The sequence below is a fragment of the Exiguobacterium sp. BG5(2022) genome (genome assembly GCF_031844365.1).
Classification (GTDB): Bacteria; Bacillota; Bacilli; order Exiguobacteriales; family Exiguobacteriaceae; genus Exiguobacterium; species Exiguobacterium profundum.
Genome location: NZ_JAUZVB010000002.1, coordinates 209,785 through 236,182, shown reverse-complemented (window position 1 = coordinate 236,182; position 26,398 = coordinate 209,785). Strand labels below are relative to the sequence as shown.

Genomic DNA, 26,398 nt, shown 5'->3' with positions numbered 1-26,398 from the left:
GAAATCGCTATCATCAGAAGAAAGAAGGAATGGCTATGCCGAATGTAGCTTTATTCGTCACTTGTCTATCTGATACGTTGTTTCCATCCGTCGGACAAGCGACAGTCGAATTACTCGAACATTTAGGATGCGAGGTGACGTTCCCTTTTGAACAGACGTGCTGTGGGCAACCCGCCTACAACAGCGGCTATCATGAGGAGACAAAAAAAATTGCCAAGCACATGATTGAAACGTTCGAACAGGCAGATGCAGAATATATCGTCGGACCATCAGGGTCATGTGTCATGATGATGCGTGACTATCCGCATTTGTTCCAAGATGATCCAGTATGGGGTCCTCGCGCTAAAGCGCACGCCGCCAAAACGTTCGAACTGACGCAATTCATCGTCGATGTGCTCGAAGTCACTGATGTCGGTGCCAAGTTTCCCGCCAAAGCGACCTATCATGCGTCTTGTCACATGACCCGCCTCCTCGGAATCGAAGCAGCTCCCGGAAAGTTGCTCGGAAACGTCGATGGACTGACGATGGTCCCCCTCGCGAACGTACATAACTGTTGCGGGTTCGGTGGGACGTTCTCCGTCAAGATGCCAGACGTGTCGGTACAAATGGTAGATGAAAAAGTCGATTCCATCTTACAGTCAGGCGCAGAGGTGTTGATTGGAGCAGATGCGTCATGTCTGATGAACATCGGCGGACGTCTTCATAAACAGGGACATTCGATTAAAGTGATGCATATTGCCGAAGTCTTGAACGAAGGAGTGAAGCAAGCATGAGCATGGGGATTCGATTGGATGAGAAGTTTCAAGATCGACGAAAAGATGGAATCGAAGATGCGTTCATGCGGCAGGCCGTCAGTTCGGCTCAAAACCGTCTACGGGATGGCCGGTTGAATGCTGCAGGTGAACTCGGGGACTGGGAAGCGTTTCGCGACCATTCGGAAGAAATTCGTCAACATGTGCTGGAACATCTGGACTATTACTTATATCAATTGAGCGAGAATGTCTCAAAACGTGGTGGAAGCGTCTTTTTCGCGGAGACACCGGAAGAAGCGAACCGCTACATCCGAGAAGTCGTCCGGTCGAAACAAGCCAAACATGTCGTGAAATCGAAATCGATGGTCACGGAAGAAATCGGCTTGAACGAGGCACTTCAGGAAGAAGGATGTACCGTCGTCGAGTCCGATCTTGGGGAATGGATTTTGCAACTCGACGAAGACCCACCGTCTCACATCGTCGCCCCGGCTCTGCATAAAGACCGCGACGCTGTCCATGAGACGTTCACTGCTCACGGCTATACCGGTTCAAACGATCCGACTGAACTCGGTCGTTATGCGCGTCAAGAACTGCGCAAAGACTTTTTGAAGGCAGAAGTCGGCATCACCGGCTGTAATTTCGCCATCGCAGAGAGTGGAGCCGTCGGGCTTGTGACCAATGAAGGGAACGGACGCATGGTGACGTCGCTTCCTGATACGGTCATCTCTGTCATGGGCATGGAACGCGTCGTCCCGTCTTATGAAGAGTTCGAGGTGCTCGTCAACATGCTTTGTCGAAGCGCGGTCGGTCAGCGACTCACGTCATACATCACGACATTTGCCGGGACGCGCGCGGTCGGTGAAGTCGATGGACCAGAAGAGTTCCATCTTGTCATCGTCGACAACAAGCGTTCTGGTATTCTCGGGACACAGTTCCAATCGGTGTTGCAATGCATCCGCTGCGCGGCCTGTATCAACGTCTGTCCCGTCTATCGCCATATCGGTGGTCACGCGTACGGGTCAATCTATCCAGGTCCGATTGGTGCCGTCTTGGCTCCGCTTCTTGACGGATACGAGAACTATAAAGAACTCCCCTATGCGTCGAGTCTCTGTGGCGCCTGTACGGAGGCGTGTCCTGTAAAGATTCCGCTGCATGAGCTGTTGATTGAACATCGACGCGTCATCGTAGAGGAGAAAAAGCAATCACCTTTCGTGGAGCGGATTGCGATGAAAGGATTTGCCGTCACCGCTTCGAGTCCATTCTTATTCGAAGCAGCGGAACATGTCGCACCGTTTGCGACATCACCGTTCGCCACCTCGGGTCAGATTGAGAAAGGGCTACCGGCTTGGACGGACTCGAAAGACTTGCCGCAGCCGAACAAACAGACCGTCCGAGATTGGTTCAAGAAACGGGGGAATGCCTGATGAATCCTGGTACAATCACAAACCGTGAGGACTTTCTACAACGAATCGCCAAGCAACTCGGTCGTGAGGTCAAGCTCACGCCGCCAAAACGGGAATATACACATCGTCCGCAAGATGAGATGTTGAAAGGCGCGAGTGAAGAAGAGCTGCTCGAGACGTTCCGCATGGTCGCGACCCGAATCCATACCGATTTGGTGGAATGTGACTCTGCGAAGCTTGATGATACGCTTCGCCTCTTGATTGAACGCTATCATGGCGCACGGATTCTCGCAGAAAACGATGAGCGAATTTCCGCTTGGGCACCTGCAACAAGTGAGACGTTTGATTGGTGGGATTCGTCACAACCCCAAGCGAGTCGAGAGCTGGCCATTCGAGCGGACATTGGAATCACGATTGCGGATGCGGCATTTGCGGAAAGTGCGACAATCGTCCAATATGCGAAGCCTGGTAGATCACGGACAATCAGTCTGTTACCGCAAGACCATATTGCAATCATCCCGAAATCTGTCCTTGTCCCACGTATGACGCAAACGGCACAACAACTTGCCACACTCGACCGAGACGGTCTCCATTCCCCGAACGGTGTCAATTTCATCTCTGGTCCCTCGAACTCGGCCGACATCGAGATGAACCTCATCGTCGGCGTTCATGGTCCTGTTCGAGTCGCCTATGTGTTGGTACATGATTTATAAGTATAGCCCCTCCATCGATCGATGGAGGGGCTATATTCATCCTGATACGGTGACGCTCCCATTTGAGCTCGTTAATTTCACTTCAATCGATCCGTCTCCAAATACGCACTCTTTCGACCGCTCTCCAAACACATCAACTTTCCCGTTTCGTGACTTCGCACGAATCGTCACATCTTCCGGACGTTCATCGACATGTAAGTCAATCTTCCCATTGTTCGTCTTCAAGCGAATCGGTGCTTGAATCGCTTGTACGGAACAGTCTATCCGTCCATTAGAAGTTTTGGCATCGACCGCTCCCGTGACGTGATCGACATCGATTCGACCGTTCGAGGAATGGATGTTGATCCGCTCGAGCTGAGAATGTTTCGCTTCGACACGACCGTTTGAGGAATGAAGCTCCCAATCGTGACCGTGACAGCTTGATGCGAGCACTTTTCCGTTCGATGTGCGCAGGACACCATGACGTGCTTGAATGTGATGTGCGACGATTCGACCGTTCTCGCTCTCCACGTGGAACCGTTCCGCTTGGAGATCTTGTACATCACTCGAACCATGACGATTCTTCAACTGAATCTGATGATAGGCGTGATGTGGCAATTCAACCCGAAGTACAGGTGCCTTTGACCCAAACCATGAAAACAGGTCCGAAAGACCAAAACGACGTTCGGATTCAATCCGTATCTCTAGGGTGTCCCCCACGATATCCATCACGACCCCATGATCGGTCTCCGTTTCAAGCGTCGCATAAGCGTACCCATCTCGTGATGGGGTGACGAACACCTGCGCATTCTGTACTTGAATAAGAACGCTTTGGAAGGCTACCGCCGAGCTTTTGAAAACCGCAGCTGGTCGTGTCGAGATCGATTCTTCAACGTCGACAGAGGCGAGTAATTCTGATGCGAGTACGCTCGGTTCCCCTAACTCACGTGCCATTTCTTCGTCACTTCTTCCTTCTAATCGACCGCTTGTGAAATATTCAGACACATCCCTTAATATATCGAGCCGATCTTTCACCTTCACGTCCATCAATAGCTGTTCGAGCTCTGACAAGTACTGTTCTTCATTCATCTGTCGTCTCCCCCTCGGATTAAGTCATTAACACCGTTCGTGAATACATCCCATTCCGTTCGCAGTTCAACTAAGTGTGTTCGCCCTTGCTCCGTAATCTGATAGTACTTCCGTGGAGGGCCTTCTCCGGATTCCATTAAATATGTTGTGAAATAACCCTCTGTCGTCAGTCGACGCAACAACGGATAGACCGCACCTTCTGAAATCGCCACTTTAGCCGAGATCGCCTGAACGAGCTCATACCCATAGCGGTCTTGTTCCGCGACGAGTGCTAACACGCACAGGTTGAGCACACCTTTTTTGAATTGAGGATTCATCATCTCACCCCCTACTATACATTGAACAATAGCACATCATTCACTACTATTCAATGATTAATAGTGGTCATTGCCTTGATTTCTCAATTTGTGGCATATAAAGAAACGAATCTGTACAATGAAAGAACGACACTCGTAGGATATTAGTCACAGTCGGAATGTTCATCATTCTAGGAAGGAACGGTCTTTATGAAGTCATGGATTGACCAGCGGATCGGGAGACAATTTTTATTTGTCTTCTACTTATTCATCGGACTGATCCTCCTCACGTCGCTTGCCGTATATGTGTATACGGAAAACCAAATCGAACAGACGACGTCATCGCTCGAGAACATCAGTGAACGGCGCACGAATGCGACCGAATTGTTCGAGACATGGCAGTCGATGCAATATGAAATGCGCGGCTTTGTCCTCCTTGGAGACGACGCGATGTTAGAGCGTGTGCAAGATAAACAAGTTTTGATTGACGAACAGACCACTTGGTTCGAGCAGAATGCCGTAACCGAGAAAGAAAAAACGTACGCGAGCGATGCTCGTACGCTCTTTGACGCATATCAAGAACGTGTCATGCCGAGCCTCGAACGTTATGTAGCAGGAAAACGGGACGGTAGTGTAACCGAACCCTTCTTAAAGATGCCGACGCTCGGGAAAGTGAATCCACAACAAGAGCCACCGGCAGATCGTAAATTCAAAATCAATTCAAAAAGTGCCGCAGATATGAGTGCGAGCATCGTCGATATGGAGAGCGTCTTCACGGAATACCGGAACTCACTGAACGCAGAAGAGGATGCGCTCCGTGCTCAGCTTGCGACCCATACAAAGTGGGCACAGGCCTTTTGGCTCCTCTCTTTACTCGGTGTCCTCTTCATTCTCTTTATCGTCGCCCGTCCATATGTGAGACGCTTAACTGGTCAACTGCAAGAGTTGATTGAAAACAGCAAGCGCCTTGCCGGAGAGCGACAGCCGATGACACCGGCGGCCGCCCAATCTAAAAATGAAGTCGGGCAATTGACAACATCATTCCGGCAAATGGCTACATCTCTCACGGCACAACGCTATCGGATTGAAGAGGAGCGTGAGAAGACAGCTCGCCTCCTTCACTCGATTCGCGATGCCGTCATCTATGTCGAACACGCAACAAGTGAGAAAGTAGCAAACCAAGCGTTGTTCGTCTTATTCAATCAACCGATTACGCAGCGAAATGAAGTCGATTTATACCGTTTAGACGCTAGCCTTGAGGAGCTCGGACTGCAGGTCGACCAAAAGGATGCCTTTTTCGCGTTCATGGAACGTTCATTCGATGGACAGTGTAAAGAAGAGAGCGTCACGTTCTCGATGAATCAGGAAGAGCGCTTCATTCAAATGTATGCGGAGAAGATTTACTTGCGAGGAACACGTCATGGAACGATGCTCGTTTTCCGTGACGTGACGCACGAGACCGAAGTCGACCGTCTGAAAACCGAACTCGTTTCGACCGTCTCTCACGAACTCCGGACTCCGCTCACAAGTATCATTGGATTCACTGAACTCCTTCGTTTCCGAAAGCTTTCATCTGAACGTTCCGAAAAATATTTAGGAATGATTCATCAAGAGACATTGCGTCTTGAAGACTTGATTTCGAACTTGCTCGATGTACAACGGATGGAGTCTGGACAACAGACGTACCATAACGAACCAGAGCGTCTGTCCGCTATTCTTGAGCAAGCGATCTCGGTGCATCAAGGCTCAAGCCAACATCATCACATCACGTTTGATTGCACGGAAGACGTCTATGTATACGGAGACCGGACGCGACTCAATCAACTCTTCATGAACCTACTGCACAACGCTGTGAAGTATTCGCCTCGGGGTGGCGAAATCCATGTCCGTGTCACATGTGAACGACCGGATTGGATTGACATTTCAATTGAAGATCACGGTATCGGGATTCCCCAAACCGCGCTACCAAAATTGTTTGACAAGTTTTATCGCGTCGACAATTCCGCCAGTCGAAAAATCGGAGGGACCGGTCTCGGTCTCGCGATTTGTAAAGAAATCGCTGAAGGTCACGGTGGAACGATTCACGCTACCTCAAACATCGGCAAAGGCTCTATGTTCACTGTCAGCCTTCCCAAGTCGGATATGACCAATCAAATGAGTAGCTAAACGAAAAGAGGGTGCATCATCGCACCCTCTTGTTTATTGGACTTTGTTCTCTGGACCAAATGACGGATAGAGCGAAAGCCCACCGTCCGCAAAGATGGTTGTCCCCGTCACATAGGACGACTCATCCGACGCGAGCCAAGCGGCAACGGCTGCGATTTGTTCCGGCTTCCCGATGACGTGAGATGGGATGAGCGCTTCTAATCCCTTCTTCTCTTCCGGGTCGCTCATCGTCTCTTCGTTGATTGGTGTATCAATCGCCCCAGGTGCGATTGCATTGACACGAATATGGTTCGGTGCATACTCAAGCGCGACGGATTTCGTGAACATTTTCACGCCACCCTTGCTGGCTGCGTAATGTGTATACCCCGGACGCGGGATGACTTCGTGAACAGAAGACATATTGATAATGTTCCCTTCGATTTCATGCTCAACGAAGTATTTTAAAGCAGCACGAACACCAAGGAACGTCCCGTTCAAGTTGACGTCGATAATCTGCTTCCAGTTATCAAACTCCATCTCATGTGTTTTTGCCTCGACTTGTACGCCGGCATTATTCACGAAAATATCCATCTTCCCAAACTCAGAGATGGCTTTTTCAATCATCTTCTCCGCGAGTCCTTCCTCCGCGACGTCTCCTTTCACGGCGACAGCCTTCCCGCCAGCTGCCTCGATTCCACGGATGACTTCTTCCATCTCTTTTTCACTGTTGCGGTAATTCAGGACAACGCTCATCCCTTCTTTTGCGTAACGCTCCCCGATGGCACGACCGAGCCCCTTCGAGCTGCCCGTGATGACCGCGACTTTGCCTTTTAACTCTGGATAGTTTGCCATGTCAATTCCTCCTTCATCTTCTCGGGTTTAGTTCCCGCATTCCCCTCTTCATCAAACATGATTGGCTGCATTTTGAATATTTGAAACAAATCAACTATACTGAAACAAACTATTCGTTTTCAGGAAACGCCTGAAAGACGTTTGATCTTATACTCAATGGAGGTGACTCCCCGATTTTTGGGGGAATTGTTGGACAGTCCCATGTTACTCAGCTTACTCGTCGTTGCACTTTTAATCTTTTTGACTGCCTTTTTTGTGGCAGCCGAATTTTCAATTGTGAAAGTGCGTGGCGCTCGACTCGACCAGCTCGTGCTCGAAGGAAATAAGAGAGCGGTCAGCGCGAAAAAAGTCATCGAGAATATCGACGACTCCCTTTCTGCCTCTCAGTTCGGAATCACGCTTTCTGCACTCGGCCTTGGATGGATTGGTGCCGATCAAATCGAAGCGTATATCCACACTCTGGTCGAACAATTGAACATATCGCCTTCTCTCGTGACATTCTTGTCGTTTTTGATTGCCTTCTTATTGATTGCGTTCGTCCATGTCGTCATCGGTGAACTCGTGCCAAAGACACTTGCAGTTCATGAAGCGGAAAAACTGACGCTCCTCGTCGCACGTCCGCTCTACGTCTTCACAAAAATTTTCTATCCGTTTATTCGGGCCTTGAACAGTATGGCTCGAATCACACTTCGCTTATTCGGGGTACAGACGACAGCGCAAGAAACGGCACACTCGGAAGAAGAACTGAAAATCATCATGACGGAAAGTTTCCGTAGCGGTGAGATCAATGAAAACGAGTTGGCTTATGTACAAAATATCTTCTCCTTTGACGAACGGATCGCCAAAGATGCCATGGTCCCACGAATGAACATGGTGACAATCGATGAAGAAGATACGATTGAAGAAATCATCGCCGTTGTCGAAGAGCATCAGTATACACGCTATCCCGTCACACGAGATGGCGATCGCGATGACGTTCTCGGATTTGTGAATGCGAAACAGCTCTTCACTGCTCAACTTTCAAAAAATGATGCACCGTTCGAGTCGTTCATTCATCAATTGCCGCTCGTCACCGAGTTCACGCCACTTCAAGAAGCGATGGTGAAAATGCAAAACGCGCAGACGATGATGTGTCTCGTCATCGATGAGTACGGCGGGACGGCAGGACTGTTGACGATTGAAGACATTTTAGAAGAAATCGTCGGCGAGATCCGAGACGAGTTCGATCGAGACGAACAGGCTGAAATTACAGAAGTCGCTCCGAAACATTATCGCCTTTCGGGACTCGTTTTAACGCAAGAACTCGAAGAGCGGTTCGGCATCGAAATCGAAGATGACGTCGATACGGTCGGTGGATTCGTTTTATCACAAAAAGCGAATGCCCGAACAGGCGAGCGCTTCCTTTTACCTGGCAACCATGAACTGATTGTCAGTGAAGTCGATAACCACCGCATCGTCTTTGTCGACTTGATTCTCGCCTCTCACGAAGAGGAAGAACCATTATCTGAATGATGCTTTCTTTAAACCCTTCTCCGAAATATGGAGAAGGGTTTTTCACGTTTGCACCGAACTGTCGCTATATTTTCGCCTCTTCCCGTGATATACTGCACATATGTTGCTTATTTGAGTGTCACCCACTCAATGACACAACATCACCGAAACATGGCGAGATGTTCGGTTTAAACAGAAAGAAATAGAAAGAAGGTTACGCATGGAACGCAAACTATTTTTGATTGACGGTAACTCCATGCTGGCCAGTGCTTATTATGGTGCCGCCGCGAGCCGAACGAAAAAAGGACGCGAGGTATCTAAAAACGATCGGAGTGCCGTCATCGGAATGACCGGCCTCATCCGGACGATTCTACGCAGACATCGTCCGACTCATTTTGTCGTTGTTTGGGACGTCTCACGTGAAACATTATGGCGTCGAGAACTGTACCCAGGCTACAAACGTCGCAGACGTCAAACACCGCCTGAATTAAAAGCGCAGATGGAACTCATGCGCCAACTGCTTGAGGATAGTGGAATCCCACAATTCCAAGTAGAAGGGTATGAAGGGGAAGACTTGATTGCCCACATCGCCCGTAAATTCAGTTGCAGTGCCCCTGTCGTCATCATGACAAAAGACAAAGACTTGTTACAGCTTGTCAGTCCACGAATCACCGTTTGGTTACAGACACAGGAGCTTCAGCAAATGCAGGCTCGCTGTGACATTCGTGATAATCGTCCGTTGCCACTCAAGCGTCATTTAGAAATTCGACCAGAAGAGATTGCGGCGCTATACGAAGGATTGAAACCGAAGCAACTGTCAGCCGTCAAAGCGTTGACAGGAGACCGTTCTGACGGAATCCCTCCAGTTGCCGGGCTCGACGAAAGCCAATCGGTTCAACTCATCAAACGATTTGGTTCGCTCGATAAGCTGTATTCTGCCTTGAGCATCAAGGGTGAAAAACGACAACAAGTAAATGAAACGATCGCGGCACTGACGTCAGAGGAGGTGCCCCGTAACTTGAGACGAACACGCAAAAAAGCAGAGCGCAATATGGAGCTCGTTCGCCTCGATGTCACGGTGCCGGCACTTGAACATTTGAAGCTAGCTCACCTTGAGCTCAGCCTCAATCCTAAACGAGTCGAGCAAGCGTATCAAAAACGCGGACTTCGTCTCTCGTTTAACGCAGGTCAGAAGAAAACATCCGCACGTTAAAAAGAACGAACGCTCAAGCGTTCGTTCTTTTAATATGCACGGTAATCCCGTCTTCATCGGTCAACGACCATTCAGACGATGTTCCGCCTAACGCCTGGTTCGTCTCTTCATTGACGAGAAGCGTCCATGCTTCGATTCCGGTCTCCATTCCCACAGGATCGCTCGGACGGGCCCACACGTTCGTTCCGATGTGATGGTGGTAGCCATCAGCTGCTAGGAAAAGTGCGCCTGGATAAGAATCCGTCGTAATGGAGAAGCCAAGCCGATCATGATAAAAACGTTTCGCCGCCTCGATTGAGCGTACTTTAAAATGCACGTGCCCCATCGTCGTTCCGATCGGTAAACCAGTAAACGACCGATTGGCTGCCGCTTGAAGCATCGATTCATAGTCGACAGGCTCGGTCGCCATTTTCACATGGCCGTTTGCCTCGTACGTCCATTGGTCCTTCGGGCGGTCGGCATACAATTCAATCCCGTTTCCTTCTGGATCGCTCAAGTAGAAGGCTTCACTCACGAGATGGTCGCCTTGCCCCACTTCGATGCGTCGCTCAATGAGATGTGCCAACATGCTTCCTAACTCTACACGGTTCGGGAACAGAATAGCTAAATGGAACAAGCCTGCCGCCCGTGGATTGGTTTTCGCTTGCGGGACACTGTGCAAGATGACAAGCGGACGTTCCTTCGTACCGAGTGTAATGAGCTCTTCGCTCTCTTCTAAAATACTCATCCCAATCACGTCTACGTAAAATCGTGTCACCTGTTCAATGTCACGGACTCGAAGCGTTACCGGACCGAGTTCGATTTTTTCGATTTTCATATATTATCACCTCCCCTTCACTATACCCGCTCGGTCGATGTTACAGAAGTAGGCACAAAAAGGTGGTATAGTTACTTCAACGATACTATTGGAAAGGAAGAGCGACGTGACTAACATAACAAGCTGTGAAGTCGATACGGCACTCGAACTGATTACAGGAAAATGGAAACATTCCATCCTCCTCGTGTTGATCAATGGAGATACATTGCGTTTCAGTGAGTTGAAACGCGCGTTACCAAAAATCAGCCAAAAGATATTGACCGCACAACTCCGCGACTTAGAAGAACAGGATATCGTCATCCGGACCGTCTATCCAGAAGTTCCACCTCGTGTCGATTATCGCTTAAGTGAGTACGGGAAAACACTGATTCCGATTCTCGAAGCGATGAACGAATGGGGAATGCGTCATGCCGAACGGATGCGCTCTAATTAGTTGTCCACATGTGGATAACCCATTTTTTCTACTGAACATATCACTTATCCACAGGAGGTTGTCATGATTCGTTATCCACAGTTAACCGGTCATCAAATTGGTGTCACCGCCCCTTCGTCAGGTATACCAGAAGAACTGCACCATCTATTGCATCAAGCGGAACATAAGTTTTCCAATCGAGGGTTCACATTGCAATTCACTCCGAATGCGTGGAAACAACGATTTGGGAAGTCCGCTCCGGCTCGAGTCCGTGCACATGAACTGACATCTCTACTTCAAGATGACAATGTCGACTTGATTGTTCCGCCCTGGGGTGGGGAACTCTTAATGGAAATCCTCGATCACATCGAGTGGCAGTCCTTGTCCGCAAAATGGATGCTCGGTTATTCGGATACGAGTCTATTACTTTTTGTGTATACGCTAAAAACCGGAATCGCCTCCGCCCACGGTCCAAACTTAGTCGACTTGCGTGCCGATATGTGGGACGAGACGAGTTCACGCTGGCTCGATGTATTGTCGACGCGGACCGACGAAACGGTCATCCAACGCTCGTCCGAGAAGTTCCAAAACGAATGGCAGCATGATAATCCGACGCCACATCTGTTTCATCTGACGGAGACGACCGAATGGAAAGCGATCGGTGGTCAAAACGCAACGGGGCGCTTGCTCGGTGGATGTCTCGATGTGCTCTTACATACAATCGGGACACCGTATGGAGACGTCAAGACGTTCCAACGCGATCACCTGAACGATGAACCGATTCTTTGGTATTTTGAGAACGCTGAGCTGAACGTCCCAGCATTAAAAAGGACCCTTCTTCAAATGAAGTGGGCCGGTTGGTTTGAGCAGACGTCGGGCATTCTATTTGGACGGAGTGACGCCCCCTCTGTGCATCAAGACTATACGGTCGAAATGGTATATGAGGAGCTTCATCATATGTTAGAAGTTCCTATCTTTTTTGATATCGATTGCGGACACGTACCCCCTCAGATGACACTCGTCAATGGGGCCCACGCTTCTGTACAAGTCGAGCATGGCAAAGGAACATTGATTCAAACGTTCAAGGGCTGATTCGTCAGCCCTTGATTTGTTGTAGCAATGTCTCTAAACGTTTGCGAAACAGTCCTTGCGGGAATTCAGCTACTTGTTCTTCGATGACTGGCACCCAGTCATCCCCACAACCGTTCAATGTTCCCCTTAATAAACCTTCGTAGTAAATCGCGATATCGACTAAGCTATGTGTTTTCCACTCATCTCTGTTTTCCCATAATGCCACTAAACACTCTCTTCCCATTTCCGTTTCCCCTCGAAAAGCGTAGTACACACCTTTCGCCATCGAAATCGCTGCTATAAATGGTTCGACATCTGTCGTGAGAGATTCCATCAATTTGATGTTCTTTCCTAATAGTTTGACATGTCGATATTCCATCGCATAGAGCGCTTCAGAAAGTGCCACTTTGATTTCAGCCAAACGATCTTCCGTGAATTGAATATATTGCTTCGCCTTTTGTAACGACTCATGAATTTTCTTCTCATCGTTCAAATAGAGCGCGCAAATCGAAATGGTGCGATACACGTCGTCCGCACGGTAGTAGATTCTTGTCCGTGTCATATACTCGAGCACGTCTTCAAGCTGTCGAATTGCCCCTTCTAAATCCTCATCACAAAGAAGATTCTTAAATACAATTAACATGGCATATTCAGTTCGTGTCTTTGTTTTCATATATTTTGCATCAAGTAGTTCTATCGCTTCAATCCGTTCAATCGATTCCTCGTAGCGGTTCCACATCAATAAATAATAAGCCTGGCTAATTCGTCCCATCGCCAATTCTTCGGACTCACCTAGCTTCTCAAAAATCTCAATCGCGCGGTCATAGTAAGCTAGTACTCTCTCATTCTCGCCCTCTTGAAAGTACGTATCACCGTACAGCATATATGCTTTTCCTTGCCATACGGAGTTCATTTCTTCCTGTAAGTAAGGCTTGAGCATTTCCCGAATTTTTTGATCCGGTAGTGAAATGAGTTGCATCTCCTCAAATTCTAGCTTTTCCACCAGCGACTGTAGTTCGACCTCTTTTGGATCGGTCAATAACTGTTGCATCGAGACATCTAATCGACTGGCAAGTTCTCGTAAACTGCGCATTGATGCCTCTGCTTTTCCGTTCTCAATCATACTGAGCATCGATTTTGTGACAATCCCTTCCGCCAGCTGCGTCTGAGTCATTTTTTTCTGTTTTCGCAATGCTTTAATGCGCTCACCAATCATATGTCACCTCTAAAAGTTAAATTATATTGAACTTTATATTTACAATTCACTTCGTTGCCTTTATGATAATGTTAAATCACATTTAACTAATTTGCAAAGGAGTGTTTCTATGAAGTTTCTCTCTTCAAATCTATCAATTTTACTGCTCGGTAAATTCATGTCGTTATTCGCATCCAACTTATTTACGTTTGTGGCGGGACTCACGGTGTTGACGACGACCGGATCTGGGCTCCAATTCGCCTTCGTTCTCCTCGCAGGTACATTACCCCGTGTGCTTCTATCCCCATTCGCCGGCGCTTATGCAGACAAACTTGACCGAAAGCGAGTCATCATTAGGATGGAGTCTTTGAACGGAGGATTATTTTTACTCGCAGGTGTTGGAAGCTTACTTTGGACGTTTGAAGCACCCGCTTTTTACGTCATCACATTCTTCTTAGCGATCGTTTCCACTTTCTTATCGGTCACGTTATCGAGTTCGATTCCTCTTTTATTTGAGGAAGATGAACTGCAACGCGCCAACTCTCTCATTCAAAGTATCATCTCCATCTCAAGCATCGGTACCCCGCTTCTTGCCGGGGCACTGTTTAAGCTTATACCGATTCCTGTCTTTTTGTTCAGTTCAGCTCTATTCTTTATGATTGCCGCACTTCTCGCCTCTCGACTTAAATTTCATCAGAAAGAGGTCGCACCCACCGAACAATCGACTTGGGAAGACGTACGGTCCGGTCTGTCTTACTTGAAACAACAAAGAGTCTTGTGGACAGTTGCCGTCCTAGCTGCCTTCTTGAATTTCTTTTTCGTCGCATCGGAAGTGTTGTTCCCGATTGCAGCGTTACAGGAAGTCGGTGTGTCCCCGTTTCAATTCGGACTCCTTGAAAGCATGGTCGCCATTGGTTTTTTAGTCGCTTCCTTACTTCATGCCTTACCGTTATTCAAAATCAAACATCGCTTAGCAACGATGCGATCCGCGTTGACCATTCTTAGCGTTCTGTTCGTCGGACCCGCCATTCCATTATATTTTAACTTCAACGTCCTCACGTCAATTTTCTTTTTCGCGGTCTTCGCTTTATTGAGTGGTTTCTTGATCGTACGTGTCAACATCCCGATTCAATTGTTCCTCCAAACGAATACGGATCCGAACTATTTAGGGCGCGTCATCGGTGTGCTCGAATCACTCGCGATGGGGATTACGCCGATTGGATTTATCCTATTCGGGGTATTGAGTGATCTCGTCTCTGTTGCCCATCTCTACACCGCTTGTATGGTGGGTCTACTCATCTGCACGTTCGTCCTCACGTACCGAATACGTCATGACATTCGAGAAGAACGAGATTCAGCTCAGTCAATGGATCGCGTATCATAAAAAAAGACATCGAACGAATCAGTTCGATGTCTTCTCTGTTGACGGGAGTACCCGTTTTTCTAATAAAAATGGTCCGAATGGGATAACCGATGCCATGACAGCAAGCGTCAAAACTTTGAATCCCCAGCGCAAGCGCCATGCCATGTACATCGCCGCGAGCACATACGCAACAAATAAGAAACCATGTGCTGCACCAACGATACTGACAGCGAGTGGAATACCAGCCATATATTTCAACGGCATCGCGATGAACAGTAATAACAAGAAGGATACACCTTCTGTGTAGCCAAGCCATTTAAAATGAGTCGTAGTCATATGCGTTCTCCTTTATTTCTGTAGGCTATGTCTATCGTAGCCGAAACGTGAGAGGTTTGTCACAAGAGAACGCATAAAAGTTACGAGGCTATTTGACGATTTGGTGAACGATGCAATACTTTCGTTTCGACAAAACGGCGAAGGAACAACCCGTCGACCCCAATTTTTCCAGCGTTATGACCGGCAACTAAAATCAAGACAGATACGATCAACATCGTTGGGTTCGTACTGACTGTTCCTGATAGTAAGAACGCCATGTTCATGACGAGTCCGAAGAACGCTGCGCTACGTGTGAGGGCACCGAGCAATAATCCTAAGCCTACCAAGAATTCACCGTAAGGAATCAGGACATCGAATAGCCCGGCGTTTGGAATCGCAAAGTTTTCTAGGAATGCAGCCCACCATCCAGCAACGGCCGGATGTTCTCCAGAAGCGAGTGACACCGCATTGTTTAAGAATCCTTCTGTTCCAAAACCTCCCGTGATTTTACCCCAACCTGCCGTTAACCAATGATAACCGAGCCATACACGTAACACCGTCAAGATCGCTGTAGCGATGTTATGATTTTGCCAAAATTTCGTGAACATCATAATTCCTCCCTTTCAAGAAGTTAAATAAATGTATAATGTGATTACATTCACAATATACCATTCATGTTCACTATTTCACATATGTATTTTCCTTTGTTCATGATTCGTCCATATGTACGCCATATTCTATTCACATTCATCCACAAAAAAAGACACCTGATTTAGGTGTCTTAGAAGAGATTATAGTGTCACTTCTTGTGGTGGTTGACCTTTCTTGTTCATCACGCGCATCGATTCCGGTTCGATTTTAAGGATCACAAGCTTTGGATCGTCCGGACCATCGAACCATCCTTCAAGTTTCTCATTCCATACTTTCTCTTTCATCGATTCATCATCCGACACGGTCGCTTTACCGAGGATTTCTAAGTAAGTGTCGCCCACACCATCTCCATCGTAGCCGATTAAAATATGCGTATATGGATTCTTTTCTAGTTCTTCTACTTTATCTGTATCGTTAGAGGTTGCTGTGTAGAGTGTGAAATCATCATGGAAAAATGTCATATATCGACTGTGGGGTTTCACCTTATACACGGTCGCCATCGTCCCGACATTGCTACCCTCTAGAATTTTTAACGCTGTGTCTTTTGCACTCATTCCAAATTCCTCCTTCATGATTTGTCGCTCGTATACTGTTCCCTCAAACTATGGGATTAAACACAAAAAAACCTGCTCGCCGATGCGAGCAGGTATCATATTCCTTAGAAAGGAAGATTAGATTTTTTCAACGTTAGAAGCTTGTGGTCCACGAGCTCCGTCAGTGATTTCGAAAGTTACTTCTTGGCCTTCTTCAAGTGTTTTGAAGCCGTCGCCTTGGATTGCTGAGAAGTGTACGAATACGTCGTCTCCGCCTTCCATTTCGATGAAGCCGTAACCTTTTTCTGAGTTAAACCATTTTACTTTACCTGTGTTCATGAATGAACCCTCCTGAAATAAACGCTATGCGTTATAGTAGTGCCTTACTAGAAAAAACTTGACCAAAAAAAATACAAGCCTCTGGATTATCTAATGAAAAATAATCCCAAGCACTTGTGAATTATGATTCCAGCTATTCTTAATTAAGCACATATTGAATATAACACGACTAGATGTTTCTGTCTAGTAAATACTTCTGATTGCTAAAAAACAAGGTGAAACGGGTACATGCTAGAGAAGATGATGCTAGGAGGATTTATAATGAAAAACATTAAGGACCCACACGCAATCGCATCGATGATTGCCTCTCATTCCGATTGGTCGGAAGAAGACCTCATCCAACAAACACTTGAATGGCACCGTGCTACACGGGAAGCTTCTTACTTTGAGCAACAACAATCTATCCCGTGTCGAATCCCATTGACGGAACGGATCACCCCTGTCCGCACGTCCTTTCCGCTCGAGCAAGTCGACGGCATCGTTCGTCCCGTCTGGATGCGTCGGCTCGATGCCGAATATTTGAATTTACTGCAGACGACGAAACAATGTGTTGATGTGACGGACTATGGTGCTGTCGGAGATGAAAAAACGGATTGTACCCTCGCCTTTCGACTCGCCATCCGCTCGAACCGTCGTGTCTTTGTCCCAGCAGGCGTTTATATCGTTCGGGGTATTCGTCTACCTTCCAACTGCGTGCTCGAAGGCGCAGGACAAGACGTCACGATTCTCAAACTGTCCGATCGTGCACCGAGACATCGACGATTGTTACGAAACGCCACGCCTTTCGCAGGAAATCATCATATCGAGGTATGCCACCTGACGCTCGATTGGAATGTCGCGCGCTTAGGGGATGTGAAACGGACGACGAGCGGTGACACGACATCGAGCGCCTTGACGTTTGCCCATGTGACGTATGGATGGGTGCATCATGTGATAGCCAAAAATGCTGGGCTCCATGCGTTCGACATCACGTCTCCGCACTATCATTACTTAGGGGACGGGCTTCGCGCGGCAAACGGGAGCCGATATATCCATCTCGATCATCTCGAGGCGACGAATTATGGGGATGACGGAATCACCACACACCATAGTGATGCCATTTATATTACCAACTGCTATTGTCATCATCCTCACGGTCGAACACACGCCTTAGGGTTCTCAAACTCAAATGGGATTGAGATTGATGACGGTTCGCGGCACGTCACACTCGTTCACAATAGAACGGAAGGCTGCTTTGGAGGCATCGAAGTAAAAGCACATGGGACCTCATCTGCCGCACACGACGTTCATATCTTCGGCCATCTTTCGGTGCATGACAATCGTTCATTTAACTTCCGTCACATCGGTCATCATTTAGCAGACGATCCGAACTCAGAGACAGCCCGCTTCCTATCAGGCACAAACTTAGTGTCCGTTGAGCCGGTTCACAGTTCACTCTATACAAAATCCTCACCACGAAGCCTGGTTGTATCGGCCTATCAGGACGTCTTGATTCATGGTTTGACTGCAATCGGCGACCCGACCTACGATTACGAACAACATCCGGCACTTGCGATCCAATACAAATCGAGACGCGTTCAACTGAAACGAATCGCCGTGCGCGGGTTTACCACAGCCCGAGCCGACCTCGAACTATTTGGGGGAGATAACCGCACCGATGAAGTGACTATCGATGCCTTACGATGCCAAGAATCTGCACCTATCGCTCTAAAAATCGGTCGTCACCTCGAACACCTTGCTCTTCATCAGATTGAAGGGCAGAAAAAAAGCGGAGATGTACTCATCTCCACGAAAAGCCCGATTGATGTGCATGATTTACTCGCTCAAGGATTTTCAGACCGGGTGCGCTCAGACGTTTGAGCGGCTTCCACGAGTTGATTCAGTTTGGCATCGTCGAGTTGAAGTGAACTCTCTTTTTGTTTGGCCATCATGCGAACGATTGCTTTGTCTAAAAAGCCCATTCGTTCAAAGTCGTACCCGCTCCCGACGACCTCGACGAAATAGGCATGTTCGCGCAGCGTGTCACGATAGGCTTCTTCTAGTTCGCGAATCCGTTCCGACTCTGTCGGTGTCCCGGCACACAAATATAAAGCGAGGGGATGCTCAAGCAAGTGTGCTTCGTGAAGCGTCAACCATTCCTTCATCTCGTCTTGGATCGTGCCCATTCGAATTGAGCTCCCGACGATGACGTGATCTACCATCTCCCACGTGACGTTCGGCTCTTCTACGATATTTTGGACACGAACGTCACCCGATAGACGTTCGGCGAGTAAAGCCGCCACTTTTTCACTCGTTCCATATCTGGAAGAGTACGCGATTAAAGTACCCATGTCGTTCCCTCTTTTCATGTCAGACGTTACTTACACTATTCCCGAATCATCGAGAGAAGATACGTATGCACTTAAAAAAGCTCGCCGTCTGGCGAGCTTTTCGTCACAGTTTATACACTTGTGCTTCATAAGGACGAAGGGTGAACGCTTCTATCGGTTCCATGTTTCCGATGACACGTTCTTTCACGTCATATGGTAGCTCTCGTTGTTGTGTCTCGTCGGAGAAGTTACAGAGTACGAGCCATGTCTCACCTTCAAATGAACGTGTGAATGCATAGACCGCCTCATCTTCCGGTAACAACAGCTCATACTTTCCGTAGACGACGAGCGGGTTCGCTTTACGGAGCGCAATCAACTGACGGTAGTAATGGAAGAGTGAATTCGGATCTTTCCTTGCCGCTTCCGCATTGATGTCAACAAAGTTCGGGTTGACCTCGATCCATGGCGTCCCTGTCGTAAATCCACCATGTGCTTCGTCTGACCACTGTACCGGTGTACGTGAATTGTCACGTCCTCGCTCATGGATGCCACGGAAAATCTCGTCGTGCGTTAACAACCCTTTGCATGTGTAGTCACGGTAGGCGTTCAACGTCTCAATATCTCGGTACTGATCGATTGATTCAAACGCGACGTTCGTCATGCCGAACTCTTCTCCTTGATAAATATAAGGCGTCCCTTTCAATAGATGAAGAAGTGTCGCGAGCATCTTCCCGGAACGAACGCGATATTCAGGCGAATCGTTTCCAAAGCGTGAGATGGCACGGGGCTGGTCATGGTTACTCCAGTACAGGCTGTTCCATCCTTCCTCCTCGAGCCCTTCTTGCCAACGCGAGAAGATTGTCTTTAACTCAGTCAACTTCCAGTCTGTCGGATTCCACTTCCCGAAGCTTCCGTTCCCGACGTCCACATGTTCAAAATGAAAGACCATGTTCAGTTCGTTGCGGTCTTCACCCGTATAAAGTTTGGCTTCCTCCACACTGACCCCTGGCATCTCCCCTACCGTGATTGTGTCGTATTTCGATAAGACTTCCCGATTCATCTCCTGCATGAATTCATGGATGCGTGGTCCGTTAAAGAAGAATGGTGTACCGTCACCGAACCCTGTTCCTTGCGTTTGACCATCTGGATAGCTTGGATTTTTTGAGATCATATTGATGACGTCCATCCGGAACCCGTCGACCCCTTTATCGAGCCAATATGTCATGAGGTCATACACTTCACGACGAAGCGTCTCGCTTTCCCAGTTCAAATCCGGTTGTTTCTTACTGAAGAGATGGAGGTAGTACTCATCGCTTGCCTCATCATACTGCCAAGCACTGCCTCCGAAGAAAGCCCCCCAGTTCGTCGGTGGCTGACCGTCCTTCCCTTTTTTCCAAATGTAATAGTCACGATATGGGCTGTCTTTTGAAGAACGCGACTCCATGAACCATTGGTGTTCGTCAGAAGAATGGTTGACGACGAGGTCCATCATGATTTTAATCCCGTGACGGTGTGCTTCTTCAAGCATCGCATCAAAGTCATCCATCGTACCAAACTCGTCCATGATGGCACGGTAATCACGAATATCGTATCCGTTATCGTCGTTCGGTGAATCGTATACCGGTGAGAGCCAGATGACGTCGATCCCGAGTTCTGCCAAATATGACATCTTCTCCGTGATTCCTTGGATGTCGCCAATCCCATCTCCGTTTGAGTCATTGAAGCTACGTGGATAAATTTGATATACGACCGCTTCTTTCCACCATTGTTTCATGTTATGTCCTCCTTGAAGTTCGTTTTCCGTTTCAACGCTTTCATCGTACTGCCTCCAAGGAATCATGACCATCCATGATATGATTAAGATATGTACAATCTTGCTATTAAAAGAGGAGATTATTATGGAAATCGGCTTTTGTGGCTATTCATACCATACAACGACTTATACTTTTCCATTTGCTAATCGACTCGATACGTATCTGATTCGCTTACAAACGGCAGGAACGGCTCGGATTGTGGTCAATGGGGAAACGATGATCACACGACCTGGTGACGTATTGATTGTTCGTCCGGGTGACTTCTATGAAATGCATGTCGATACACCCGCGAGCGGAGACTATCATATCTTCTGTACCGGGCATTCAATCGATACATGGTGGCATGCGACTCCACGGGAGCGACTATATGCCATCACTATCGATTCTCGCCTACTCTCACTATGGCAACACATTACGGAAGAAGTGCGCCGTCCACCGTCTGAACAAAGTGCCGTTTTAATTGAAACACTCGTTCAAGCACTTCTGCTCATGCTCGATCGTTCGATTCAAGATGTGCATTCCCATGCGCGACCTCCAGTCGTCTCTCGTATGATGCGCTTTATCGAAGCGCACGTAACGAGTGACTTCAAAGTGTCAGACGTCGCCGCAGCGGTTGGACTCAGCGTTTCACGGACGGTTCATCTCTTTAAAGAAGGGACCGGGATGACGATCATCGAATATGCACAATCGATTCGCTTACAGCTTGCCGAAGAGCAAATGCGCTATACAAAACATTCGTTAGAAACGATTGCAGAACTGTCTGGATTTCGAAGTTACCCATATTTCCACAGAATTTTTAAACGAAAATATGGCGTCGCACCAGGGGTTTATCGTACTCTTCAACAAAAAAACGAAAAAAAATAAAAAAAGAGTGATCCATTTTTTGAACTGCTCCGTTAGATGGGTGTAAATAACGACAACACTCACTTACGAAAAGGAGCGATTACCCATGAAGAAGAAGACGTTAAACAAAATCGTAGCACCGGCACTAGCCTTAGGACTACTCGTACCAGTCAACGCACAGGCAGCGGATCACACACCGACAGCAAGCACACCAGCAGGTGACCTTCGCGCCACACTCGATCAACTTTTATCTGAGCATTACGTGTTAGCCGTCACATCGATGATGAAAGGATATGACGAGGCGGCAGATGCTGAGGTCGCGGATCAAGCTCTCGATCAAAACGCGCTCGACATGACACCAGCCATCGCTTCCATCTACGGTGAAGAAGGCGCTGCACAATTTGAAGAAATCTTCCGTGGTCACAACGACTACTCAGCTGATTTCGTAGAAGCAGCAAAATCAGACAACCAGGAACTACGCATGGAAGCTGAAGCGGAAGTCGATGAGTTCGTAGAAGAATTCTCAACATTCCTCGACGCAGCGACGGAAGGCAACTTACCGAAGGACGCAGCAGCTGATGCACTCGAACTTCATGAAGACCAAGTCCTCTCTGTATTCGATAACTACGTCGAAGGAGATTACGAAGAAGCTTACATGACGTTCCGTGAAGGCTACAAGCACATGTTCAACATCAGTAAAGCTCTCTCGGGTGCAATCGTCACACAAATGCCTGACAAATTTACGACTGGAGCAGACACACCAGCTGTTGAACTCCGCTCAACATTGAACAGTCTTGCAGGTGAACACTTCGCCCTCGCTGCAATCGGTATGCAAAAAGGGTACGACCAAGCAGAGGACTATGACTACGTGACATGGGCAGAAGACCAGAACACACTTGACTTCAAAGCAGCCATCGCATCCGTATATGGTGACGAAGGTGCAGCACAGTTCGAGAAAGTATGGAACTCAGATCACATCACAGCACAAGGTGACATCGTTGCCGCTACACTCGAAGGTGACGAAGCGATGATTGAAGATGCGCGTATGCGCCTCGACACATTCGCTGTCGACTTCAGCACATTCCTCGATGCAGCAACAGAAGGTAACTTACCACAAGCTGCCGGTGAAGAAGCAATCAAACAGCACGAAGCGCTCGTACTCGACACATTCGATCAATATGTCGCTGGCGATGCAGAAGCGGCTTGGATGTCATTCCGTGAAGGATATGCGTTCATGTTCGGTGTTGGTGAAACACTCGGTAACGCGATCGTGACACAAATGCCTGACAAGTTCGAAGAAACAATGATGCCTGAAGAGATGCCTGAAACAGGTCTCGGTGGTGCACAAGAACAATCAATGAACACTCTCTACGCTGGATTAGCTGTACTTGGCGGAATCTTACTCGCCTTCGTAACGCTTCGCAAACGTAAAGTATCTGAACAATAATCAATAAGGAGGGAGTCCCATGAACAAGCGCCTTTTGTTTCTGGCGCTCTCTCTCTTTTGTTTTAGCTTCTGGACGTGGACGAGCGCCCAAGAATCGTCGTCACCACCTGTAGAAGAAAAACAAATAGAGGAGAGCCCGGATTTAACGGCTGAATTCTCACTTCTACAGGAAGAGGTGAAAAAGCTACGCTTAGCCGAGGAAGAAGAAAACGCCAAGGCCGTCACCCCTGTTCAAATCCAGATCCCTAAAATCGATGTCGACACCGCCATCGAACAAGTCGGGGTCCTCGATAATGGACAGATGGGTGTACCAGAAGATGAGAACCAGGTCGGGTGGTTCGAACCCGGTGTCACACCGGGTAGCAAAGGAAATGCTGTGATTGCCGGTCACGTCGACAGCAAGACCGGCCCGGCTATCTTTTATCAACTCGATCAACTGACAAAAGGCGATGACGTTCTGATTCAAGATGAGGCGGGTAACACCCTTCGGTTCCGCGTCACGAAAACAGAACGATATGATACGAAAACCGCGCCAATTGAAGAGATTTTCGGTGCCACATCAAATCGGAACTTAAATTTGATTACCTGTTCGGGTACGTTCGGGGACGGGGGCTATGATGAACGATTCGTCGTCTATACAGAGCTGGTGGATACCGAACTGAACGAAACTGTCGATCTTGAGACACCGACGGCAGTCGAATTGAAAGGTAACTTATTGACATGGCACGCCGTTCGTCAAGAGAGCGTGATTGGATATCGAGTCTACGAAGTCATCGACGGAAAAGCGACTCATATCGAAAGTATCCCTTCCCATGCACGAAAAAGTATCGAGGTCACAAATGAGAACAATGCATCCTACTACGTGACTGCGATTGACCAACTTGGAAATGAGTCAAAACCTTCCGAGATGACAAAATGACAAAAAGACCCCTTACTCGCTTTAGAAATGAGTAAGGGGTCTTTTGTTGTTTATACGAAGCAAGGAATTTGCGGGTTGAACGTCTTGTTGTTCTCCGTCATGACCTGCTTTTTAATTTTGCCTTCTCCAAGGTAGACAATCCGGTCGGCAAGTGCCTCGGCATCTTCCTCATCGTGCGTTACGAAAATCGTTGTCGTACCTGTCTGCTTCAAGAGACGACGCAAATCGTCGCGAATCCTGTGTTGAAGTGACGTATCCAAATTACTGAACGGCTCGTCTAGAATCAAGAGCGCCGGCTTCGGTGCGAGCGCACGCGCGAGCGCGACACGCTGTTGTTGTCCCCCACTGAGTTCGTACGGATAACGGTGACGGAACTCCGTCAAGTTGACGAGCGCGAGCATCTCTTCGACACGCGCATTCCGCTCCTTGCGGTTCAGTTTATGAAGACCGAATCGAATGTTCTTTTCAACGGTCATGTGCGGGAAGAGTGCATAGTCTTGGAAGACCATCCCCACGCCACGATCTTCTGGCGGCATGAACTGACAATCGTCGCAACAGACACAGTCATTCACGACGACGACGCCCTGGTTCGGCATCTCGAGTCCTGCGATCAAACGGAGAATCGTACTCTTCCCCGATCCGCTGTCCCCAAGAAGCGAGACGATTTCACCTTTCGTGATTGAAATCGAGAACCCTTTGATTGTCTCTTCATGTGCACCTTTATAGCTAAAATGTAAATCATTGATTTGAACGAACATTAGTCGGCCTCCTTATCAAGCACCTTGTGGGAAACGAAAATCAACAGTCCACTCATGAGGACGATGACGATGGAAGCGAGTGCCGCTTCGTGAATCTTCTCATCACTCACGTATTTGAACGCCTGTGTCGCAAGCGTCGAAAAGTTAAATGGTTGTAAAAAGAGCGTCAACGGCAACTCTTTCATAATATCAATAAAGACGAGGATAAACGCGCTCATGATGGCGCCTTTGATCATCGGGATATCGACGCGAAAGAACGTTTGGACCGTATTCCACCCCAGCATACGGGATGCTTCGGTAAACGACTTCCCTACTTTCTCAAACCCGCTCTCGATCGAGTTGTAGCCGATGGCGAGGAAGCGGATGACGTAGGCAAAGATGAGCATGATGAGCGTCGTGCGGAACACGAACGTCTGACTCAAGTCGAGCGCCCGTGCCGTTTCGAGCACTTTGTCATCGAGCCACAAGAAGAGCGTGATGACCGCAATCGCGATGGCTGCTCCCGGAATCGAATATCCAAGTGTCGTCACTTTCGAAATGACGCGTGTCATGTTCGACGGGAAGAGTCGTGTATAGTTCGCGATGATGAGTGCGAACAGTAGGATAATCACGGTCGCGGTAAAGGCGACCCGAACGGTATTCCAAACAAGTTGCCAAAATTCTTCCGTGAAGACCGTATCGAACGTCAGAAACGTCCATGCCGCCAACTGTGTGAACGGGATGACGAATGCAATCGCAAAGACGATAGAGACATATGCGAATACCGCGTAGCGATGCCAGCCTTGCAGCGGTCTCGGTTTGAGCGGTTTCACTTTCGTCGAAGCGTAACTGAACTGCTTCCGTCCCCGGATGAGCCGTTCCATCGTCAAGATTGCGATGACGAGAATCATGAGAGTGCCCGCAAGCTTCAGCGCCGACGATGTATCCTTCATCCCGAACCACGTGCTGAAGATGGCGGTACTAAACGTCTGAATCCCGAAATATTTCACGACGCCATAGTCGTTGAGCACTTCCATCAACACGAGACTGACACCACCGATGATGGCGACTCGGGAAATCGGTATGACGACCGTGAAGAAAATGTCCCACGAGCCACGACCGAGAATTCGCGCGTTCTCAATCATCGAGGACGATTGATTATGCAGGAACGCTCGTGTGATCGTATAAATGTATGGATAGAGGAACAAGGTAAAGATAAATACCGTTCCTTGAATCGACATGATGTTGAAGTACGACTGATCGACGGTGATACCAAATTCGTTTCGTAACGTCGTCTGGATCACACCCGTATAGTTCAAGATGCCGTGATACGTATACGCCCCGATATAAGGCGGAATCGCGAGCGGCAGGATGAGTGCCCATTTAAAGAAACGACGGAACGGGAAATCATAGACGGTCACGAACCAAGCGAGGCTCGTTCCGATCACGGTCGTCAAGACTCCTGTAGCCACCATAATGAACAGCGTGTTTCGCACGTAACGGGGCAACAGGTACTCTTGAATGTGTTGCCAATTGTCATTGACCGGGGCGAACAATTCGACGAGCACGACAATTCCCGGCAAGACGATCAATAAAATCGCGAGAAAGCTGAGGATCGCCCATCCATTCAGTTGTCGTTTTACTGCGTGCCAGTTCATGTCGTACCGCTCCCGTTCTGTAAACTATCAATTCCTGTCCCA

Annotated in this window: 26 protein-coding genes; 13 read left to right on the top strand and 13 right to left on the bottom strand. The window is 48.2% G+C overall.

Going from position 1 to position 26,398, the window contains the following annotated elements; all coding sequences use genetic code 11:
* The first annotated feature begins 35 nt into the window (after positions 1-35).
* Genes Q9R25_RS11530 through Q9R25_RS11520 form a run of 3 tightly spaced genes read left to right on the top strand, consistent with a single transcriptional unit; the run spans position 36 to position 2,868 of the window.
* Positions 36-773 (top strand): (Fe-S)-binding protein, encoded by a 738-nt coding sequence (locus tag Q9R25_RS11530; protein WP_311283191.1) that lies wholly within the window; start codon positions 36-38, stop codon positions 771-773.
* Positions 774-775: 2 nt separating this feature from the next.
* Positions 776-2,176: a LutB/LldF family L-lactate oxidation iron-sulfur protein gene (locus Q9R25_RS11525; protein WP_078147885.1), complete on the top strand. Its 1,401-nt coding sequence runs from the start codon at positions 776-778 to the stop codon at positions 2,174-2,176.
* The gene (locus Q9R25_RS11520; RefSeq protein ID WP_311283190.1) at positions 2,176-2,868 is read left to right on the top strand and encodes a LutC/YkgG family protein; all 693 of its coding nucleotides are present in this window, start codon (positions 2,176-2,178) and stop codon (positions 2,866-2,868) included. Before Q9R25_RS11525 ends, Q9R25_RS11520 begins: the two co-directional genes overlap by 1 nt.
* A 36-nt stretch (positions 2,869-2,904) precedes the next feature.
* Here the strand turns inward: Q9R25_RS11520 and Q9R25_RS11515 are convergent, their stop codons facing one another.
* Together Q9R25_RS11515 and Q9R25_RS11510 are read right to left on the bottom strand one after the other, a co-directional pair.
* A complete protein-coding gene (locus tag Q9R25_RS11515; RefSeq protein WP_311283189.1) occupies positions 2,905-3,936 on the bottom strand; it encodes a DUF4097 family beta strand repeat-containing protein in 1,032 nt (343 codons plus the stop codon).
* The gene (locus Q9R25_RS11510; protein ID WP_311283188.1) at positions 3,933-4,253 is read right to left on the bottom strand and encodes a PadR family transcriptional regulator; all 321 of its coding nucleotides are present in this window, start codon (positions 4,251-4,253) and stop codon (positions 3,933-3,935) included. The genes Q9R25_RS11515 and Q9R25_RS11510 overlap by 4 nt, the downstream gene beginning before the upstream one ends.
* 189 nt (positions 4,254-4,442) lie before the next feature.
* Here Q9R25_RS11510 and Q9R25_RS11505 point away from each other — a divergent pair, with 189 nt between their 5' ends.
* Positions 4,443-6,398 carry an ATP-binding protein gene (locus Q9R25_RS11505; RefSeq protein ID WP_311283187.1) on the top strand — a complete coding sequence of 652 codons (1,956 nt, stop codon included), beginning with the start codon at positions 4,443-4,445 and terminating at the stop codon, positions 6,396-6,398.
* Between the two features lie 33 nt (positions 6,399-6,431).
* Here Q9R25_RS11505 and Q9R25_RS11500 read toward each other — a convergent pair whose 3' ends face one another.
* A complete protein-coding gene (locus Q9R25_RS11500) occupies positions 6,432-7,229 on the bottom strand; it encodes a glucose 1-dehydrogenase (RefSeq protein ID WP_214691328.1) in 798 nt (265 codons plus the stop codon).
* 189 nt (positions 7,230-7,418) lie between these two features.
* Between Q9R25_RS11500 and Q9R25_RS11495 the strand changes: the two genes are divergently transcribed.
* Together Q9R25_RS11495 and Q9R25_RS11490 are read left to right on the top strand one after the other, a co-directional pair.
* Complete coding sequence (locus Q9R25_RS11495) at positions 7,419-8,741, top strand: hemolysin family protein (protein ID WP_236548961.1); 1,323 nt, start codon at positions 7,419-7,421, stop codon at positions 8,739-8,741.
* A gap of 199 nt (positions 8,742-8,940) precedes the next feature.
* Positions 8,941-9,933 (top strand): 5'-3' exonuclease, encoded by a 993-nt coding sequence (locus tag Q9R25_RS11490; protein WP_031424353.1) that lies wholly within the window; start codon positions 8,941-8,943, stop codon positions 9,931-9,933.
* Positions 9,934-9,946: 13 nt separating this feature from the next.
* Here the strand turns inward: Q9R25_RS11490 and Q9R25_RS11485 are convergent, their stop codons facing one another.
* Positions 9,947-10,750 (bottom strand): VOC family protein, encoded by an 804-nt coding sequence (locus tag Q9R25_RS11485; RefSeq protein WP_159563312.1) that lies wholly within the window; start codon positions 10,748-10,750, stop codon positions 9,947-9,949.
* A 106-nt stretch (positions 10,751-10,856) separates the two neighbouring features.
* Between Q9R25_RS11485 and Q9R25_RS11480 the strand changes: the two genes are divergently transcribed.
* Both Q9R25_RS11480 and Q9R25_RS11475 read left to right on the top strand, forming a co-directional pair.
* Complete coding sequence (locus tag Q9R25_RS11480; protein WP_015880434.1) at positions 10,857-11,183, top strand: winged helix-turn-helix transcriptional regulator; 327 nt, start codon at positions 10,857-10,859, stop codon at positions 11,181-11,183.
* 63 nt (positions 11,184-11,246) lie between these two features.
* Positions 11,247-12,254: a S66 family peptidase gene (locus tag Q9R25_RS11475; RefSeq protein WP_159563311.1), complete on the top strand. Its 1,008-nt coding sequence runs from the start codon at positions 11,247-11,249 to the stop codon at positions 12,252-12,254.
* Between the two features lie 4 nt (positions 12,255-12,258).
* Here the strand turns inward: Q9R25_RS11475 and Q9R25_RS11470 are convergent, their stop codons facing one another.
* Positions 12,259-13,449 carry a helix-turn-helix domain-containing protein gene (locus Q9R25_RS11470; protein ID WP_311283186.1) on the bottom strand — a complete coding sequence of 397 codons (1,191 nt, stop codon included), beginning with the start codon at positions 13,447-13,449 and terminating at the stop codon, positions 12,259-12,261.
* Positions 13,450-13,558: 109 nt separating this feature from the next.
* On the opposite strand from Q9R25_RS11470, the gene Q9R25_RS11465 reads away from it, so the two are divergent.
* Positions 13,559-14,812, top strand: a complete 1,254-nt coding sequence (locus tag Q9R25_RS11465) for an MFS transporter (protein WP_215244266.1) — start codon at positions 13,559-13,561, stop codon at positions 14,810-14,812.
* Between the two features lie 18 nt (positions 14,813-14,830).
* Here the strand turns inward: Q9R25_RS11465 and Q9R25_RS11460 are convergent, their stop codons facing one another.
* The 4 genes from Q9R25_RS11460 to Q9R25_RS11445 all read right to left on the bottom strand — a co-directional run bounded on the left by Q9R25_RS11460 (position 14,831) and on the right by Q9R25_RS11445 (position 16,629).
* Entirely contained in the window at positions 14,831-15,127 is a 297-nt protein-coding gene (locus Q9R25_RS11460; protein WP_159563308.1) for a DUF3817 domain-containing protein, read from the bottom strand.
* Between the two features lie 80 nt (positions 15,128-15,207).
* Positions 15,208-15,714, bottom strand: coding sequence for a DoxX family membrane protein (locus Q9R25_RS11455; RefSeq protein ID WP_215244265.1), 507 nt, complete (start codon positions 15,712-15,714; stop codon positions 15,208-15,210).
* Between the two features lie 183 nt (positions 15,715-15,897).
* Positions 15,898-16,311 carry a pyridoxamine 5'-phosphate oxidase family protein gene (locus Q9R25_RS11450; RefSeq protein ID WP_143180203.1) on the bottom strand — a complete coding sequence of 138 codons (414 nt, stop codon included), beginning with the start codon at positions 16,309-16,311 and terminating at the stop codon, positions 15,898-15,900.
* Between the two features lie 117 nt (positions 16,312-16,428).
* On the bottom strand, positions 16,429-16,629 hold the full coding sequence (locus tag Q9R25_RS11445) for a cold-shock protein (protein WP_015880427.1): 201 nt from the start codon (positions 16,627-16,629) through the stop codon (positions 16,429-16,431).
* A gap of 261 nt (positions 16,630-16,890) precedes the next feature.
* Here Q9R25_RS11445 and Q9R25_RS11440 point away from each other — a divergent pair, with 261 nt between their 5' ends.
* Positions 16,891-18,489 (top strand): glycoside hydrolase family 55 protein, encoded by a 1,599-nt coding sequence (locus Q9R25_RS11440; RefSeq protein WP_214691332.1) that lies wholly within the window; start codon positions 16,891-16,893, stop codon positions 18,487-18,489.
* Here the strand turns inward: Q9R25_RS11440 and Q9R25_RS11435 are convergent.
* Positions 18,453-18,959 carry a flavodoxin domain-containing protein gene (locus Q9R25_RS11435; protein ID WP_159563306.1) on the bottom strand — a complete coding sequence of 169 codons (507 nt, stop codon included), beginning with the start codon at positions 18,957-18,959 and terminating at the stop codon, positions 18,453-18,455. The genes Q9R25_RS11440 and Q9R25_RS11435 overlap by 37 nt on opposite strands.
* A 103-nt stretch (positions 18,960-19,062) precedes the next feature.
* Complete coding sequence (locus Q9R25_RS11430; protein WP_311283185.1) at positions 19,063-20,712, bottom strand: glycoside hydrolase family 13 protein; 1,650 nt, start codon at positions 20,710-20,712, stop codon at positions 19,063-19,065.
* A 124-nt stretch (positions 20,713-20,836) separates the two neighbouring features.
* Between Q9R25_RS11430 and Q9R25_RS11425 the strand changes: the two genes are divergently transcribed.
* The 3 genes from Q9R25_RS11425 (at position 20,837) to Q9R25_RS11415 (ending at position 23,961) form a co-directional block, all read left to right on the top strand.
* Positions 20,837-21,616, top strand: a complete 780-nt coding sequence (locus tag Q9R25_RS11425) for an AraC family transcriptional regulator (RefSeq protein ID WP_214691334.1) — start codon at positions 20,837-20,839, stop codon at positions 21,614-21,616.
* An 85-nt stretch (positions 21,617-21,701) separates the two neighbouring features.
* A complete protein-coding gene (locus Q9R25_RS11420; RefSeq protein WP_074035026.1) occupies positions 21,702-23,042 on the top strand; it encodes a copper amine oxidase in 1,341 nt (446 codons plus the stop codon).
* Between the two features lie 19 nt (positions 23,043-23,061).
* A complete protein-coding gene (locus Q9R25_RS11415) occupies positions 23,062-23,961 on the top strand; it encodes a class F sortase (protein ID WP_159563303.1) in 900 nt (299 codons plus the stop codon).
* Positions 23,962-24,011: 50 nt separating this feature from the next.
* Here the strand turns inward: Q9R25_RS11415 and Q9R25_RS11410 are convergent, their stop codons facing one another.
* Both Q9R25_RS11410 and Q9R25_RS11405 read right to left on the bottom strand, forming a co-directional pair.
* Positions 24,012-24,719, bottom strand: coding sequence for an ABC transporter ATP-binding protein (locus Q9R25_RS11410; RefSeq protein WP_031424334.1), 708 nt, complete (start codon positions 24,717-24,719; stop codon positions 24,012-24,014).
* A complete protein-coding gene (locus tag Q9R25_RS11405; protein ID WP_159563301.1) occupies positions 24,719-26,356 on the bottom strand; it encodes an ABC transporter permease in 1,638 nt (545 codons plus the stop codon). Before Q9R25_RS11405 ends, Q9R25_RS11410 begins: the two co-directional genes overlap by 1 nt.
* Positions 26,357-26,398 lie beyond the last annotated feature (42 nt).